The sequence below is a fragment of the Bradyrhizobium sp. LjRoot220 genome, from assembly GCF_964252915.1.
Classification (GTDB): domain Bacteria; phylum Pseudomonadota; class Alphaproteobacteria; order Rhizobiales; family Xanthobacteraceae; genus Bradyrhizobium.
In genome coordinates this window covers 103,635-118,382 of sequence record NZ_CAXUPS020000002.1, presented here as the reverse complement: position 1 = coordinate 118,382, position 14,748 = coordinate 103,635, and the positions used below count along the sequence as shown (strand labels likewise).

12 protein-coding genes are annotated in these 14,748 nt (G+C 64.7%); 5 read left to right on the top strand and 7 right to left on the bottom strand.

The window, feature by feature from the left end; translation table 11 throughout:
- Window positions 1-4: 4 nt before the first annotated feature.
- The 6 genes from ACSQ84_RS08825 to rfaD all read right to left on the bottom strand — a co-directional run bounded on the left by ACSQ84_RS08825 (window position 5) and on the right by rfaD (window position 7,993).
- Window positions 5-949, bottom strand: coding sequence for an NAD-dependent epimerase/dehydratase family protein (locus ACSQ84_RS08825; protein ID WP_436211289.1), 945 nt, complete (start codon window positions 947-949; stop codon window positions 5-7).
- Window positions 946-2,145: a glycosyltransferase family 4 protein gene (locus tag ACSQ84_RS08820; protein WP_436211288.1), complete on the bottom strand. Its 1,200-nt coding sequence runs from the start codon at window positions 2,143-2,145 to the stop codon at window positions 946-948. The genes ACSQ84_RS08825 and ACSQ84_RS08820 overlap by 4 nt, the downstream gene beginning before the upstream one ends.
- A 50-nt stretch (window positions 2,146-2,195) precedes the next feature.
- A complete protein-coding gene (locus ACSQ84_RS08815) occupies window positions 2,196-4,130 on the bottom strand; it encodes an SDR family NAD(P)-dependent oxidoreductase (RefSeq protein ID WP_436211287.1) in 1,935 nt (644 codons plus the stop codon).
- Between the two features lie 105 nt (window positions 4,131-4,235).
- Window positions 4,236-5,525, bottom strand: a complete 1,290-nt coding sequence (locus tag ACSQ84_RS08810; protein ID WP_436211286.1) for an O-antigen ligase family protein — start codon at window positions 5,523-5,525, stop codon at window positions 4,236-4,238.
- Window positions 5,522-6,994, bottom strand: a complete 1,473-nt coding sequence (rfaE1, locus tag ACSQ84_RS08805; protein ID WP_436211285.1) for a D-glycero-beta-D-manno-heptose-7-phosphate kinase — start codon at window positions 6,992-6,994, stop codon at window positions 5,522-5,524. Before rfaE1 ends, ACSQ84_RS08810 begins: the two co-directional genes overlap by 4 nt.
- Before the next feature lie 18 nt (window positions 6,995-7,012).
- A complete protein-coding gene (gene rfaD / locus ACSQ84_RS08800; RefSeq protein WP_436211284.1) occupies window positions 7,013-7,993 on the bottom strand; it encodes an ADP-glyceromanno-heptose 6-epimerase in 981 nt (326 codons plus the stop codon).
- Between the two features lie 164 nt (window positions 7,994-8,157).
- Between rfaD and waaF the strand changes: the two genes are divergently transcribed.
- The 3 genes from waaF to ACSQ84_RS08785 all read left to right on the top strand — a co-directional run bounded on the left by waaF (window position 8,158) and on the right by ACSQ84_RS08785 (window position 10,465).
- On the top strand, window positions 8,158-9,237 hold the full coding sequence (gene waaF / locus ACSQ84_RS08795; protein ID WP_436211283.1) for a lipopolysaccharide heptosyltransferase II: 1,080 nt from the start codon (window positions 8,158-8,160) through the stop codon (window positions 9,235-9,237).
- A gap of 77 nt (window positions 9,238-9,314) precedes the next feature.
- Window positions 9,315-9,917 (top strand): D-sedoheptulose 7-phosphate isomerase, encoded by a 603-nt coding sequence (locus ACSQ84_RS08790; protein ID WP_436211282.1) that lies wholly within the window; start codon window positions 9,315-9,317, stop codon window positions 9,915-9,917.
- Complete coding sequence (locus ACSQ84_RS08785) at window positions 9,914-10,465, top strand: D-glycero-alpha-D-manno-heptose-1,7-bisphosphate 7-phosphatase (RefSeq protein ID WP_436211281.1); 552 nt, start codon at window positions 9,914-9,916, stop codon at window positions 10,463-10,465. The genes ACSQ84_RS08790 and ACSQ84_RS08785 overlap by 4 nt, the downstream gene beginning before the upstream one ends.
- A 137-nt stretch (window positions 10,466-10,602) precedes the next feature.
- Here the strand turns inward: ACSQ84_RS08785 and ACSQ84_RS08780 are convergent, their stop codons facing one another.
- On the bottom strand, window positions 10,603-11,649 hold the full coding sequence (locus ACSQ84_RS08780) for a glycosyltransferase family 4 protein (protein ID WP_436211280.1): 1,047 nt from the start codon (window positions 11,647-11,649) through the stop codon (window positions 10,603-10,605).
- A 130-nt stretch (window positions 11,650-11,779) separates the two neighbouring features.
- Here ACSQ84_RS08780 and galE point away from each other — a divergent pair, with 130 nt between their 5' ends.
- On the top strand, window positions 11,780-12,793 hold the full coding sequence (gene galE / locus ACSQ84_RS08775) for a UDP-glucose 4-epimerase GalE (protein ID WP_436211279.1): 1,014 nt from the start codon (window positions 11,780-11,782) through the stop codon (window positions 12,791-12,793).
- Window positions 12,794-12,899: 106 nt separating this feature from the next.
- Window positions 12,900-14,723 carry an ABC transporter ATP-binding protein gene (locus ACSQ84_RS08770; RefSeq protein WP_436211278.1) on the top strand — a complete coding sequence of 608 codons (1,824 nt, stop codon included), beginning with the start codon at window positions 12,900-12,902 and terminating at the stop codon, window positions 14,721-14,723.
- The last annotated feature ends 25 nt before the right edge of the window (window positions 14,724-14,748 follow it).

The following is a 14,748-nucleotide window of genomic DNA, read 5'->3' as shown; positions in this document are numbered from 1 at the left end:
GTAGTCAGTCCTGGCGGGGCGCGCCCACCGCCAGCCGAAGTCCGGCCTCGAGACTGAGTTCAGGCCGCCAGCCGCTGGCGAGCGCTTTCGACATATCGATCTCCAGCGAGCCGATCAGGCTGTCGCCGGCTTCGGCGCGGCCGCCCAGTTTCAGCAGCCAGCGCAACACTGGCTCCGGGCCCGGCAGCAGTCGCGCGCTGGTGCCGACCGCCGCCGCGATTTGCCTGACGAATTCCGGCGTCGACACCTGTTCGCCGTCGGCCACCAGAAAGGTCTCCAGATTTCCGCCCGGGGCCGCGAGCCGGTGGGCAATAAAGGAGCACAGGTTCTGGACGCCCAAAAACGCCCGGCGATTGCGGATCGACGCGAATGGCAGCGGCACGCCGCGCCGTACCGCCTTGACCAGCAGCTGGAAATTCCCCGCCGCGCCCGTCCCGTAAATCAGCGGCGGGCGAACGATCGAAACCTGCATCCCGGTCTGCGCTGCGATCGGCGCGAGGCCGGATTCGGCAGCCACCTTCGACATGCCGTACACGCCGCGTGGCTTGAGATCGTCCTCTTCGCGAAACGGCTCCCGCCCTTCGGTGGTGGCGCCATTGACGAGAATGGTACTGAGATAGACGAAGCGCTGCACGCCGGCCGCCGCGGCAGACCGTGCAAGCTGCAGCGTCCCCTCCGTGTTGATCGTGCGATAAATCTCGCCGGCATTCTCCTCGTTGGGATGATGAACGCGGGCCGCCAGGTGCACCACCGCCGCAACACCGTCGAGCGCCGCGCGCCAATCGGTTTGCGGTCCGATCGCCCCGATCTGGACCTCATGGTCGCCCCCCGACAGCACGCGTTGGGCGCGCCGTGCGGTCCAACCCCTTGCTTCCAGCGCGACTGAGAGATGCCGACCGACGAAACCGTTTGCCCCGGTGACCAGGACGACGGGCCGGGTCGCCGTCATGGGTTGCCTCGCACGAGCCCGAGAACGAGCTGCGCGTAACGCTGCATCGCATCCGGCAAATTGAAGCGCTGCGCGATGCCCGCCGCGCGTTCGGCCCTCGCCTCGTCCTGCGACGACGCGGCCATGGCTATGGCGCCGGCAAGTTCGTCGGCCTTGCCGGGCGTGACCACCCACCCGACGTCGTGCTCGCGCACGATCTGTGCCGCCTCGGCTTCAGGTTCGGAAGCCAGCATCACCGGGCGCCCCATCGCCAGCAGATTATAGAACCGGCTGGGAACCGATACGCCGGCAAGATCCTTGCGATACGGGATCACCCACACATCCGCCGCCGCCAGGAACGTTTCCAGGTCCTGGTCAGCCACGCGATCGACGAAGGTCACGTTTGGCAGGCCGGTTTCCGACTGCATCTGCTTGATGCGGTCGAAGCCGATGCCCCAGCCGGACAGCAGGAAATGGATGTCCGCCCTGTCGCGCAGCAGGCGCGCCGCCTCGAATACAATGACCGGATCATGCGTGAAGCCAAGGTTGCCGGAAAGACCGACCACGAAGCGCGCAGGATTCGCCTTGCGATATGGATTGTCCGGCAGGATCGGACGAACCGCGGGAGACAAGGTCGCCCAGTTCGGGATGAAATGCATTTTCGCGCGCATCGCCTCGCCGTATTGCAAGAGCAGCTTCTCGGTATCGCGCCCGATCACGACAACCGCGCTCAGCGCGCGAAACATCAGCGCGTTCAGCCCGCGCATGGCCTTCGCCGCCAGCGACTGCGGTTTGAGCAATCCGCTCATCACGAGCACCTCGGGATAGAGGTCGTGCATGATCAGCACGGAGCCCGCCCGCTTCAAGCGCGCGGCCGCGGTGGCGGCATAGGGCAGCATGAAGGGCGCGGTGACCATCAGCACCACATCCCCCCGCTGCAACTTCCTCAGCAACGCCAGAAATACCCGGAGCGTGAACAATATCTCGGCGGTGGCGCGCTGGATCAGCGCGGCCTTCCCGGGCATCCGGTTCCTGATTTCAACGACAGCCGGCTGGGCGGAAGAGCCAGGGAACGCCGATCCCGGCGATCCCGAAAGCACCAGAACCGGGGCTTGCTGCGCCAGATGGTCTGAAATCGCCACCATGATCGCCGCGGTCGTGCTCTGGTCCGGCGGGTAGTGCTGGGTGACGACGACGACTTTTCCGGACTTGCGCATCTTGGCTTTCGAAGCGGCCTCGCGGGACGCGGGCCGGCGCGGGCAATGAATTAAGCGGCGTTCGATCCGAATTCGGGCACAGCGTCCTTTAGCACCGCCCTGATGGTGGCACGATCATCTTTTGCGATCGCTTCCTCCAGTATCGCGAGCCATTTGCGAAGCACCTGCATCGGCGGCTCGTTGGGCTTGGCGGCCATGATGCCGGCCACGCCGATCTCGATGGACGGTTCCTCGCTGGCAAACAATATCTCGTTGAGCCGTTCCCCCGGCCGCATCCCGCTGAAGACGATTTCGATATCGTAGCCGGGCTGCAGGCCGGACAGCCTTATCATGCGCTCGGCAAGATCGACGATCTTCACCGGTTGTCCCATGTTGAGCACGTAGACCGAAACATCGGGACGCGCCGGCGTCATCGCATGCGTCGCGGCCGTGAGCACCAGATCGCAGGCTTCGCGGATGGTCATGAAATACCTGACCATGTCCGGATGGGTGACGGTGACCGGACCGCCCGCCTCGATCTGCGCCTTGAACTTCGGCACGACGGATCCGTTCGACGCCAGCACGTTGCCGAACCGCACGGAAATCAGCCGCATCCGCGGCTTGCCGTCCGACTGCGCCGCCAGATCATGGTCGAGCGCCTGGCAATACATTTCGGCAAAGCGCTTGGTCAGGCCCAGCATCGAGACCGGCTCGATCGCCTTGTCGGTCGAAATCATCACCATCGCCTTGGCGCCGGCTGCCAGCGCTGCGTCGGCCACATTGACCGAGCCGAAGATGTTGGTCTTGACGCCCTCGCTCCAGTCGCGCTCGAGGATCGGCACATGCTTGAGCGCCGCGGCATGGAACACGATATCCGGCTTGAACTCGCTCATCAGGCGCATGATCCGCTCGCGATCGCGGATATCGGCGATCCGGCCTTCGATCTGCGCAGCAGTCCCGCTCTCGACCAGCGCTTCGGTGACCGCATAGAGCGCCGGTTCCGAATTCTCGATCACCAGCAGCCGCGACGCGCCGAACGTCGTCACGCGTTCGCAAATTTCCGAACCGATCGACCCGCCGCCGCCGGTCACGATGACGGATTTGCCTCTCACCAGGGTTTCGAGACGCCCGTAGTCGATGGTCTCGCTCGGACGCAGCAGCAGGTCCTCGACGGCAACCGTGGTCAGCCGCGGCGTTTCCCCGCTTTCCAGCGACGGTAGCCGGCTGACGATCATGCCGAGCCGGCGGGCGCGCATCAGGACCGCCTCGGGCTTGGCTTCGGGCTCGAACGCCGATGGCGCCATCACGATGCGCGCGATCGGCTTGCCGCGGGCCTCGAAATCACGGACCACGTCCTCGATGTCGTCAATCCCACCCAGCACGGGAATGTTGCGGATCAACTGCCCGAGATCGGCCGGCGACGGCGACAGCACGCCGACGGGCCAGATGCGCTTGACGGCGCCGCTCTCGATGGCGCGCAGCAGAATCTCGGCGTCCGCCGCGCGGCCGACCAGAAGCGCCGGCGACGCGTTCTCGGCCTTGGCGTGATGGCGCGCGCGCGTGTAGCGAAAATAGCGATAGGCGAACCGCAGTCCGCTCAGGAAGAACACCTCGAGAAACCAGTAGAGGATGATGGTGATCTTGCCGATAAAGAACGCCCCCGCCACGTTCGGCGCAACCGGCATGCCAAGGACGTTGGGCGCGACGAATACGTAGTCGAGCACCACGAGCGCGAGCGTCAGAATCGTCGCCACACGCAGGATGTTCAACGCGTCGGGCAGCGAAATGAAACGCCATTTCGTCGTGGTGAGATTCGAGAGATAGCAAACCACAATGCTGAGCACGACGAAATAAGGCAGGATGCGCAGCAGCAGCGGCAGGCGATCGTAGAACTGGTCGCCTTCGAACCGCAGATAGAAGGCGGCAAACAACGCCGCGCCGGTCGCCAGCGCGTCATGCGTTGCGATCAGCAGGTTCCGCAGCGTGAATTGGGGAAGACGCATCATGCTCTTGATCAACTAAACCTGCCCCGCAACGTCAAACCCCGCTGATAGCTCATCTCGATCACCCAAACCAGCGTTTACGACCGGTGTTATTGATCCGGGATTCGCTCAGCCCTTGGACGCCCGCATCGCGCTTCCGCCCCTATCATCCCTGGCCTTCAGTATCATGCCGCCGGCCACTCCGACACCCAGCACGTACATCCAGCCCTCGTGAAAATCGAACAGGTGCGAGTTGAACAACGAGCTGAAGACGTTTTGCAGGACAACCATGAGGCCGATCCACGCCACCAGGCCTTCACCGCGAAACAGCAACAGATGCACCAGCCACATCGCATACAGGAGGACGACGCCGACGGAACCCCATTGCACCGCGACGTTGAGGGTCTGGTTATGCGGATTTCCGATCACCGTCCCCTGCGCAAGCACCGCGGGCCCGGTGGCGGCCGCCTCGAACAGTCCCCGCGTCGAACCGGTTCCGTGCCCCAGGACCGGCGCTTGCGCAAAAAACCGCAGCGACTTCTCCCAAAACTCCAGCCGCAATCCGATCGATGTCGCCCGCTTGGTTTCTTTGTAGCTGCGGTATTCCTGCGTGAACTTCTCGGTCGTCGCCTGCAGTTGAGGCGACGCCGTCCACGCCAGCACGCCGAGCACGATCGCGGCCGCAAACAGCAAGACGTTGGTCCGCCGTGTCAGGTGCATCAGCGCGAACACCGCGAGCATGATCGGCATGGTGACGAGCGCGGTGCGCGAGATGATCACGAACGCCATGTTGGCGAGAAGGCTCGCGGCAACCGCAACCAGCAGCAACGCCTGCCAGATTTTGCGGTCGCGCAGCAGCGTGATGACGGGATAGGCCAGCACGACCGCGCACAGCGCGAATTCCTGGCTCTGGTCGATGTAGTTCTTGACGAAGATACCGCGCTCGGCATCCTCCTGCTTGAGCGTCAGGCCGGGATACATCAGGACCAGCCAGGACATCATCATCAGCAGCACGCAGGAAACCAGGAAAGCAACGAACACCCACATGCCGCGCGAGGAGCGTTCGAAATGATAGAACAGCAGCGGCAGCACCAGGAGCTTGGTTGCGGGATTCAGCGCGTAGCTGCGCGCGCCCCATGGCGCGTCGGACCACAGCGTCCCGAGCAGCGCCAGCGCGAACAGCGCGATCGGCAGCGCGCAAATCGGCCGCTTCAGCGATTGCAGGAACAGCCGCAAATCGAGCGTCGGCGCTACCGCCACCAGCCAGATGATCGCGAAGATGCCGACCAGCGAGGTCGACCATGGCAGCGCGAACGCGATCAGCACCGCGAAAATATCCGCGGTCACGGCCCAGGCTGCAGGATCGCGCCAGGCCGGCAGCGCCTGACTTGCCGGCGACGTTGCGGCGGCAGCGTTCACGCCGCACCTCCGCGGGCGCGGTCGACCAGCGAGGTCGTCGAGTGCCCGGGCAGGATATCGATCAGCAGCACCTCGCCGCCGCAGGCCTCGACGACCTCGTAGCCGACGACCTGCTCGCGGGTGTAGTCGCCGCCCTTGACCAGCACGCTCGGCTTCACCCGCGTGATCAGGTCGATCGGCGTGTCCTCCTCGAAGATCGCGACCAGATCGACTGCCTCCAGCGCCGCCAGCACTTCGGCGCGCGCGCGTTCGTCCTGCACCGGGCGCGCCTCGCCCTTCAGCCGCTTGACTGAGGCGTCGCTGTTCAACCCGACGATCAGACGGTCGCAGGCGCCGCGCGCCGCGGTCAGCACTTTGACGTGGCCGGGATGCAGAATGTCGAAACAGCCATTGGTGAAACCGACGCGGAGGCCTTGGCTGCGCCACTCCGCCAGATGAACATCGAGGTCGCCGCCGGCCGCCACGATTTTTTCTTCGGCCGCCAGCGAGGCATGCGGCAGGATTTTCCGGCGCAATTCGGCTGATGTGACGGTGGCGGTGCCCTTCTTGCTAACTGCAACCGCGGCCGCGGCATTCGCCATCCGCAGCGCGGTCTCCCAATCGGCGTTGGCGGCGAGCGTCAGCGCCAGTACCGCGGCGACCGTGTCGCCGGCGCCCGAGACGTCGCGCACCTTCACCGGAAGCGCCGGCACATGGATCGCCTCGCCGCCGCGCACCACCAGCGTCATGCCGTGTTCGCTTTGCGTCACCAGCATGGCTTCGCAATCGGCCAGATACATCGCATCCTGCGCGGCATCCGCGATGCCCTGTTCGGTGTCGGCCCGGCTGCGGGTCGCTTCGGCGAATTCCTTGCGGTTGGGCGTCAGCAGCGTCGCACCGCGATAGATCGCCAGATTGGCGCTCTTGGGATCGACGATCACCCGCTTGCCGAGCTTCTTCGCAGCGTCGATGACGTTGCGGATCACGCGCGCCGTCAGCACGCCCTTGGCGTAGTCGGACAGCAGCACGATATCGGCGCGCGGCAACAGCGGCAGGATCGCGTCGATCAGTTTCTGTTCGATAGCGGGCGCCGCCGGCTGCGCCTGTTCCCAGTCGGCGCGCAGCATGTGGGTGGAAAAATGCTCGGAGACGAAACGCACTTTGCGCGTCGTCGGCCGGCCCGGATCGGACACCAGCACGGCCTCGATCCGGCCTTCCCGCGAAAGCTGGTCCCTCAGTTTGGCGCCCGCTTCGTCTTCACCGATCAATCCTGCGAAGATGCAGTGCGCCCCGAGCGAGGCGATATTGCGCGCGACGTTGCCGGCGCCGCCGACATTGGTCTCGCTGCGCTGGACCGCGATGACCGGCGCCGGCGCTTCCGGCGAAATCCGTGAGACCTCGCCGTAGATGAACTCGTCCAGCATCAGATCGCCGACGCACAGCACGGTCCGGCTGGCAATGGCATGCGACAGGGCGTCAAAATCGAACATATCTTTACCTGTGACCCGTCAGCGGAAGCGATCGGTGTGGTCGAGGAAACCCTTCACGTAAGCGTCGACCGCGTCTTCCAGCGCCGTGAAGCCGCCATTGTAGCCGGCGTGCTGCAGCCGATCGACTTCGCTCTGGGTGAAATATTGATAGCTGCCGCGGATCTGTTCGGGCATGTCGATATACTCAATGTTGGGTTTGGCGCCGAGCGCGGCATAGGCGGCGAGCATCAGATCGCGAAAGCTGCGGGCGGTGCCGGTTCCAACGTTGAACAGACCGCTCACCGATGGCGTGGCCAGCAGCCAAATCATCACGCGAACGACGTCGTCGACATAGATGAAATCGCGGCGCTGATCGCCGTCCGCGATGCCTTCGCGATGCGACTTGAACAATTGCACGGGGCGACCGGCCTTGACGTCGTCGAAACGCCGCGCCAGCACGCTCATCATCGTGCCTTTATGATATTCATTGGGCCCGAACACGTTGAAGAATTTCAGTCCGGCCCATTGCGGCGGCAACCGCTCGCCGCGCGCGGCGCGTTCGGCCACCGCCATATCGAACAGATGCTTGCTCCAGCCGTACAGATTCATCGGCCGAAGCTTTTTCAGGTTTTCCACGGACTGGTCGTCGCGAAAGCCTCGCTCACCGTCACCATAAGTCGCAGCTGACGACGCATAGATCAGCGGCGTCGCGTTTGCCGTGCACCAGTCGAGCAGTCGCATCGACAGCCGGAAATTGGTTTCGATGACGAGATCGCCGTCGGTCGCCGTCGTCTCCGAAATGGCGCCGAGATGGATCACGGCGTCGAGCCGCCGGCCCTTCAGCCAGTCCATCAGTTCGGTCGGCGGGACGAAGTCGGCGAGCTGGCGCTTGGCCAGATTGCGCCATTTGCCGTCATGGCCGAGGATGTCGCAGACAACCACGTCGGTGCGGCCCGCGTCGTTCAACGCGGCCACGACGTTCGATCCGATAAAACCGGCGCCACCGGTCACCAGCAACATGCCATCCCCTGCCTTGATTGCGCGGTGCCAGCTTTGCCCCAGACGCGCCCGGCAGGCAACTTGGCTCGCAGGCCGTGGCGAAGACCGCCCGGGTGCGGCTTTACCTGCCGGTGCGGAGCGGTTACCTCCGGAGCCGGAAAAGGCCGACGCCAGACGCATAAGATATGAATATCGATTCATCAAGTGGAATTGCGATGGAGGACGCGGCCGACACCAGGCCGATCCTGATCATCCCCTATATGTGGATCGGCGACTTCGTCCGCGGCCACACCGTGGTGCGCGTGCTCAGGCAGCGCTGGCCGAATCGGCCGGTCGATCTGCTGGTAACCTCCCTTTGCGCTCCCCTGGTCGACTATATGCCCGGCGTCCGCGCCGGGATCGTTGGGGACCTGCCGCGCGGCCGGCTGGCGGTGGCCAAGCAGCGGGACCTCGCCAGCCAATTACGGTCGCGGGGCTATGCAACCGCCCTGGTGCTGCCCCGGACCTGGAAGGCGGCGATTGCGCCGGCGCTGGCCGGTATCCCGGAGCGGGTGGGTTTCTTTGGCGAAGCCCGGTTCGGACTGATCAACCGGATGCGCTGGGGCGAGAAGGCGCTGCCCCGCTTCATCGACAAGAACGCCGCGCTGGCGCTCCCGGATGGCGCGCCGCTGCCGGCGGAATGGCCGGTACCGCAATTGGCCGTGCCGCCGGAGGACGCCAGCCGCTGGCGGCAGGCCAACGGTCTGGGTACGAGGCCTGCAGTGGCACTGGCGCCCGGTTCCGTGGGGGCATCCAAGCGCTGGACTTACTACCCGGAAGCGGCCCGGCTGTTGGCCGAACGCGGGTTTGAGGTCTGGGTGATCGGCGGCCCCGGCGAAAAGGCGCTGGCGCAGGAAATCGTGGCCGCCGGCGGGGCCAAAGTCCGTGACCTCACCGGCAACGACTTGCGCAATGGCGTGCTGGCGATGGCGGCGGCCAGCGTCGCGATTTCAAATGATTCCGGCCTGATGCACATCGCGGCCGCGATCGGCACGCCGACCATGGGCATTTTCGGGCCGACCAGCCCCTATCTGTGGGCGCCGCTGAACGGCCTTGCGGCGACGGTTCTGCAAACCAAATCGCAGCTCGCCTGCCAGCCCTGCCAGCGCACGGTCTGCACCATGAACGACCATCGTTGCATGCGGGACATTCCGGCCGCCGACGTGGTCGAGACCGTGCAGCGCGTGCTGGGCGAAGCCGCCGCCCGCGCGCATCAGCCTTCGTGAGCTTGCGCGTGAGCCGCGCGATCAGTACCAAGGCTTTCCAAGCTAGGACCTGCGTATTGCAACCCTGACGGTGCATTGTGAGCCAGAATTCGAAAGACCCGATCGCAGCCCATCTGAAGCAATCGCTCATCGCGCTCGAGCGCGCCAATAGCGATCCGGCGCTGCTGGCCGTCGCGCACGCGATTGCGGCGGCGATCGTTGCGGCGCTGCGTGCCGGCAACAAGCTCCTGATCATCGGCAATGGCGGCAGCGCCGGCGACGCCCAGCACATCGCCGCCGAAATCGTCGGCCGCTACAAGCTGGAGCGGCCCGGCTATGCCGCGATCGCGCTCACGACAGATACTTCGGCGCTGACCGCGATCGGCAATGATTACGGCTATGAGCAGATTTTCTCCCGCCAGATCGAAGGGCTCGGCGTGCGCGGCGACGTGCTGCTCGCGCTCACCACGTCGGGGCGCTCGCCGAATATCCTGACGGGGCTGAGGAAGGCGCGCGAGCGCGGACTGGTCACGGTCGGGTTCACCGGTCCCAAAGGCGTGGCGATGGGGGCCGATTGCGATCATTTGCTGATCGCGCCGACCGACGACACGCCGGTGGTGCAGCAGATCCATCTCGCCATCGGCCACGGCATCTGCGACGAGATCGAACAGGCGATGATGCGCGAGGCCTCACCGAAATGAGCGGCGTCGCCCCTGCCCGCTCGATTCTGAAGCCCGCCGCTTTCCTCGACCGCGACGGCGTCGTCAACCATGACGACGGCTATGTGGGCACGCGCGAGCGCATTCGCTGGATGCCGAACGCGGCAAAGGCGATCCGGCGGCTGAACGACGCCGGCTATTTCGTGTTCTTCTTCACCAACCAGGCTGGCATTGCCCGCGGTTATTTCACCGAGGATGAACTCAATACGCTGCACGACTGGATGCGCGCCGAACTCGCGGCGCAGGGCGCCGTCATTGATGACATCAGGTATTGCCCACACCACCCCGAGGGCACCGTCGCCGGCTATCTCGAACATCATCATTGGCGCAAGCCAAGCCCGGGCATGATCCACGATCTGATGCAGCACTGGCCGGTGCGTCACGCCGGCAGCTTTGTCATCGGCGACCGCCCGACCGACATCGAAGCCGGGCAAGCCGTCGGCCTGCCGGGTTTTCTGTTCGCCGGCGGCGACCTCGACGCGTTTGTGGCGGAAATTATTTCCCAGCAAATGCCGTCATCCCCGGGATGAACGCAATTGCGTTCACCCGAGAGGCGCTCGCCGCCTTCGGCGAGCCTCGAAGGATGGCTACGACCACCGATGTTGCTCATCCTTCGAGGCTCGCAAGCGCTCGCACCTCAGGATGACGACCTGAAACATGGCTTAGATTAGATCAGCGTCCGATAAACTTCAGCGATCGCGTTTGCCTCCGCATCGAGGCTGAATTTCTCCAGCACGCGCGCGCGGGCCCGCATCCCCATGTCAGCCGCGGCCGCGGGATCCCGCATCAGCGGCTCCAGCGCCGCCACCAAGGCATCGACGTCGCCGGGCGGTGTCAGCACGCCGGTGACGCCGTCCTCGACCACGAATTCGGCCGCTCCCGCCCGCGACGCCACCAAGGCGGCGCCAGACGACATCGCCTCGATCAACGTCAATCCAAAACCCTCATTGCGCGAGGTGAAGGCGTAGATCGTCAGCCGCTGGTACCAGCGCTGCACTTCCTCGATCTCGAGTTCGCCGGTGATGATGATGCGCGACTGCAGGCCGGCGGCCTCGATCTGCTGCTTCAGGCCGTTCGCAAAGCCTTGCTGTTCGGGCACGACAGCGCCGACCAGCACGGCGGTGAAATCCGGATAGCGCGGCAACAACCGGCACATCGCCTCGACAAAGACGTCGCTGCCCTTTTGCGCGCGCACGCGGCCGAAGCAGCCGATCGCATAACGGCCCGGCAATCCGCTGTGCGCAAACGCCACCGCGCGGTTCGCAGGCGGCGCATAGCGGTCGGTATCGACGCCATGCATCACGACGGTCGAGTCTCGCTTGAGAAACGAAGCCGAGAGCGCGCTGGTGGCGATGATTGCGTCCATGCGGCGGATCAGCCAGCGCGTCAGCGATTTATGATGCCGCTGCGCCGCCGAGGTGAACACGAGTTTGAGCGGCCAGCCGAGCGCGCGCAACAACACGCCGACAATCATCTCGTCATTGCGCCGCGCGTGCCAGATCAGTGGCGTGCGGCGGCGCCACGGTTTCAGCAAATCACCGAAACCCATCCGCGCAATGCCGTCGGGGGCGTGGGAACCGAGCCATGCGGCGCGAAACATCTGGGCGAGTTTCGGCGCCACCATCCGGTTGGTTGCCGTGACGCCGGAATAGCGCCTGTGCAGATTCGGCACGATCAGCTGCAGCTCATTGGCTGAATTGTTCTCGATCGGCACGTCCGGCTCCTTTTATGAAGGTTCCTATACGCAACATTAAGCATAGTGGCCAGTTCACTCATCGCGAAACCCACTCTTCACCGCGCCCCGGCTAGCATCGGCGGCAACAACTGGGAGAGAGGGTGAACTCATGACCGTGCTTGTCACCGGTGGCGCCGGCTATATCGGAAGTCATATGGTTCACGCGCTGGCGGAAGCCGGCGAAAGCGTCGTCGTGATCGACAATCTCTCCACCGGTTTCTCCGCCTTCCTGCCCGAGGGCGTGCCGCTATTCATCGGCGATGCCGGCGACGAAAACCTCGTCGAGGGTGTGCTTGCCCAGCACGGCGTCGAGAGCATCATCCATTTCGCCGGCTCCGTGGTGGTGCTGGATTCGATGCGCGATCCCTTGGCTTATTACCGCAACAACACCATGACGACGCGCAGCCTGCTCAACGCAGCCGTCAAGGGCGGCGTCAACCGCTTCATCTTTTCATCGACTGCCGCCGTCTACGGCAATCCGGATTCCGTGCCGGTGCCCGAACATGCGCCGACGCGGCCGCTGTCGCCCTACGGTTCTTCCAAGCTGATGACCGAACTGATGCTGCATGACGTCGCCGCCGCGCATGATCTGAAGTATGTCGCGCTGCGTTACTTCAACGTCGCCGGCGCCGATCCGAAGGGCCGCGTCGGCCTTGCCACCGTCGGTGCGACGCATCTGTTGAAGATCGCCGTCGAAGCCGCCACCGGGCAGCGCGCCAAGATCGATGTGTTCGGCACCGATTATCCGACGCCGGACGGCAGCTGCATCCGCGACTTCATTCACGTCAGCGACCTCGTGCAGGCGCACCGCGCCGCGCTGGCGTATCTGCGCAGCGGCGGCAGCTCGATCACGCTGAACTGCGGTTATGGCCGCGGTTATTCGGTGCTGGAAACCATCGAGGCGGTCCGCCGCGTCGCGATGCGCAATTTCGCGGTCCAGTATGCGGCGCGCCGGCCCGGCGACATCATGACCATGGTCGCCGACACCAGCCGCATCCGGTCCACGCTGGACTGGACGCCGCAATATGATGATCTCGAGACCATCGCCACCCACGCGCTGGCCTGGGAAGAGCGCCTGTTCCACGAGCGCGGCGGCCTCGGCCGGCAAGCGGAATCGGCGTAAAATCAAGCTGTTATTTGGCTTGAAAAACCGCCATTTAGCGGGCAAGCAGTCACCGTAGCAGCCCTGACACGCGGGTTTCATGCCCAGCGCCGTCGACGGAACGCGGATGACCGAACTTCCCAAAGAAACGCCGAGAAAAATCACTGACGACCCCTATGGCGCGGCGATCCTGATTCGCCGCCTGGTGGCCGAGCAGGGCCTCGCTTTTTGGCGACGCTATTTGCTGGCGTTCTCGCTGATGGGCGTCGCGGCGGCGACGACGGCCGGTTCCGCCTATCTGCTCGGCGAGGTCATCAACAAGGCCTATGTCGACAAGGATGTGCGCGGCATTGCGATCCTGTCGCTGGTCACCATTGTCATCTTCACGCTGAAGGGTGCGGCGACCTACGGCCACACCGTGATCCTGTCGCAGATCGGCAACGCGATCCTGGCCAACAACCAGCGCCAGCTGTTCGCCAAGCTGATGAGCGAAAACATCGCGTTCTTTTCCGAACGGCATTCCTCGGAGTTTCTGGCGCGGCTGACCGCCGGCGCCACGTCGGTGACGCAGGTCCTCAATCTCCTGATCAACGCGATCGGACGCGATCTGCTGTCGCTGATCGCGCTCGTCGTGGTCATGCTGATGACCGATCCGTACATGGCGCTGCTGGGTTTTGGCGTGGCGCCGCCGGCGATGCTGGTGCTGCGCAAGCTCGTCAAGCGCATCAAGGGCCTCGCGCATAACCAGTTCTCCGGCACCGCCGACATCATGGAAACCATGCAGGAATCGCTGCAGGGTATCCGCACCGTGAAGGCGTTCACGCTCGAACAGGCGATGCGCGAGCGCATCGACGCCAGCATCAGCGCCGTCGAACGCAACGCCAACAAGATGGCGCGGGTCTCCAGCCGATCGAGCCCGCTGATGGAAACCCTCGGCGGTTTCGCGATCGCCGCGGGCCTGATGTATGGCGGCTATCGCGTGGTCGCGACAGGCGCCTCGCCCGGGCAGTTCTTTTCATTCCTGACCGCCTTCCTGCTGGCCTATGAGCCGGCCAAGCGGCTGGCGCGGCTCAATATCGAGCTGAACAGCAATCTGATCGGCGCGCGCAAGCTGCTGGAAATCGTCGACAGCCCACCCACCGAGCCCGCCGACGACGACAAGCCGGCGCTGAAACTCACCGACGCGCGGGTCGAGTTCCGCGACGTGACGTTCGCCTACCGGCCCAGCGAGCCGGTACTGCGCCGCATGAGCTTCATGGCTGAACCCGGCAAGACCACCGCTTTGGTCGGCCCGTCCGGCGGCGGAAAATCCACCGTGCTGGCGCTGTTGCTGCGGCTCTATGAGGTGAAAGACGGCGCCATTCTGATCGATGGGCAGGCGATCTCGGGCGTGTCGCGCCATTCGCTGCGCCAGCAAACCGGCTATGTCGGCCAGGACGTCTATTTGTTCCGCGACACCATCGGCGCCAACATCGCCTTCGGCAAGGTCGGCGCCACGAGGGGCGAGATCGAGGCCGCCGCCAAGGCCGCCTGTGCCCACGACTTCATCATGGGTTTTCCGCTCGGCTACGATACCCCGGTCGGCGAGCACGGCACGCAACTGTCCGGTGGCCAGCGCCAGCGCATCGCGGTGGCCCGCGCGCTGATCAAGAACGCGCCGATCATCCTGCTCGACGAAGCCACGGCCGCGCTGGATTCGGAATCCGAGAAAGCTGTGCAGGAAGCGATCGAGCATCTGTGCCGGAACCGTACCACCATCGTGATCGCCCACCGCCTGCACACCATCATGCACGCCGACGCCATCCTGGTGGTCGAAGGCGGCGAGATCGTCGAACGCGGCCAGCATGACGACCTGCTGCGGCGCGGCGGACGCTACGCCTCGTTCTTCCGCCTGCAACAACGCGACGCCGGTCATCCTCCCAGTCTGGCGCCGATCAGCGCAACAGCGTAAAGCTATCGCCGCCGTTCCACCCGTA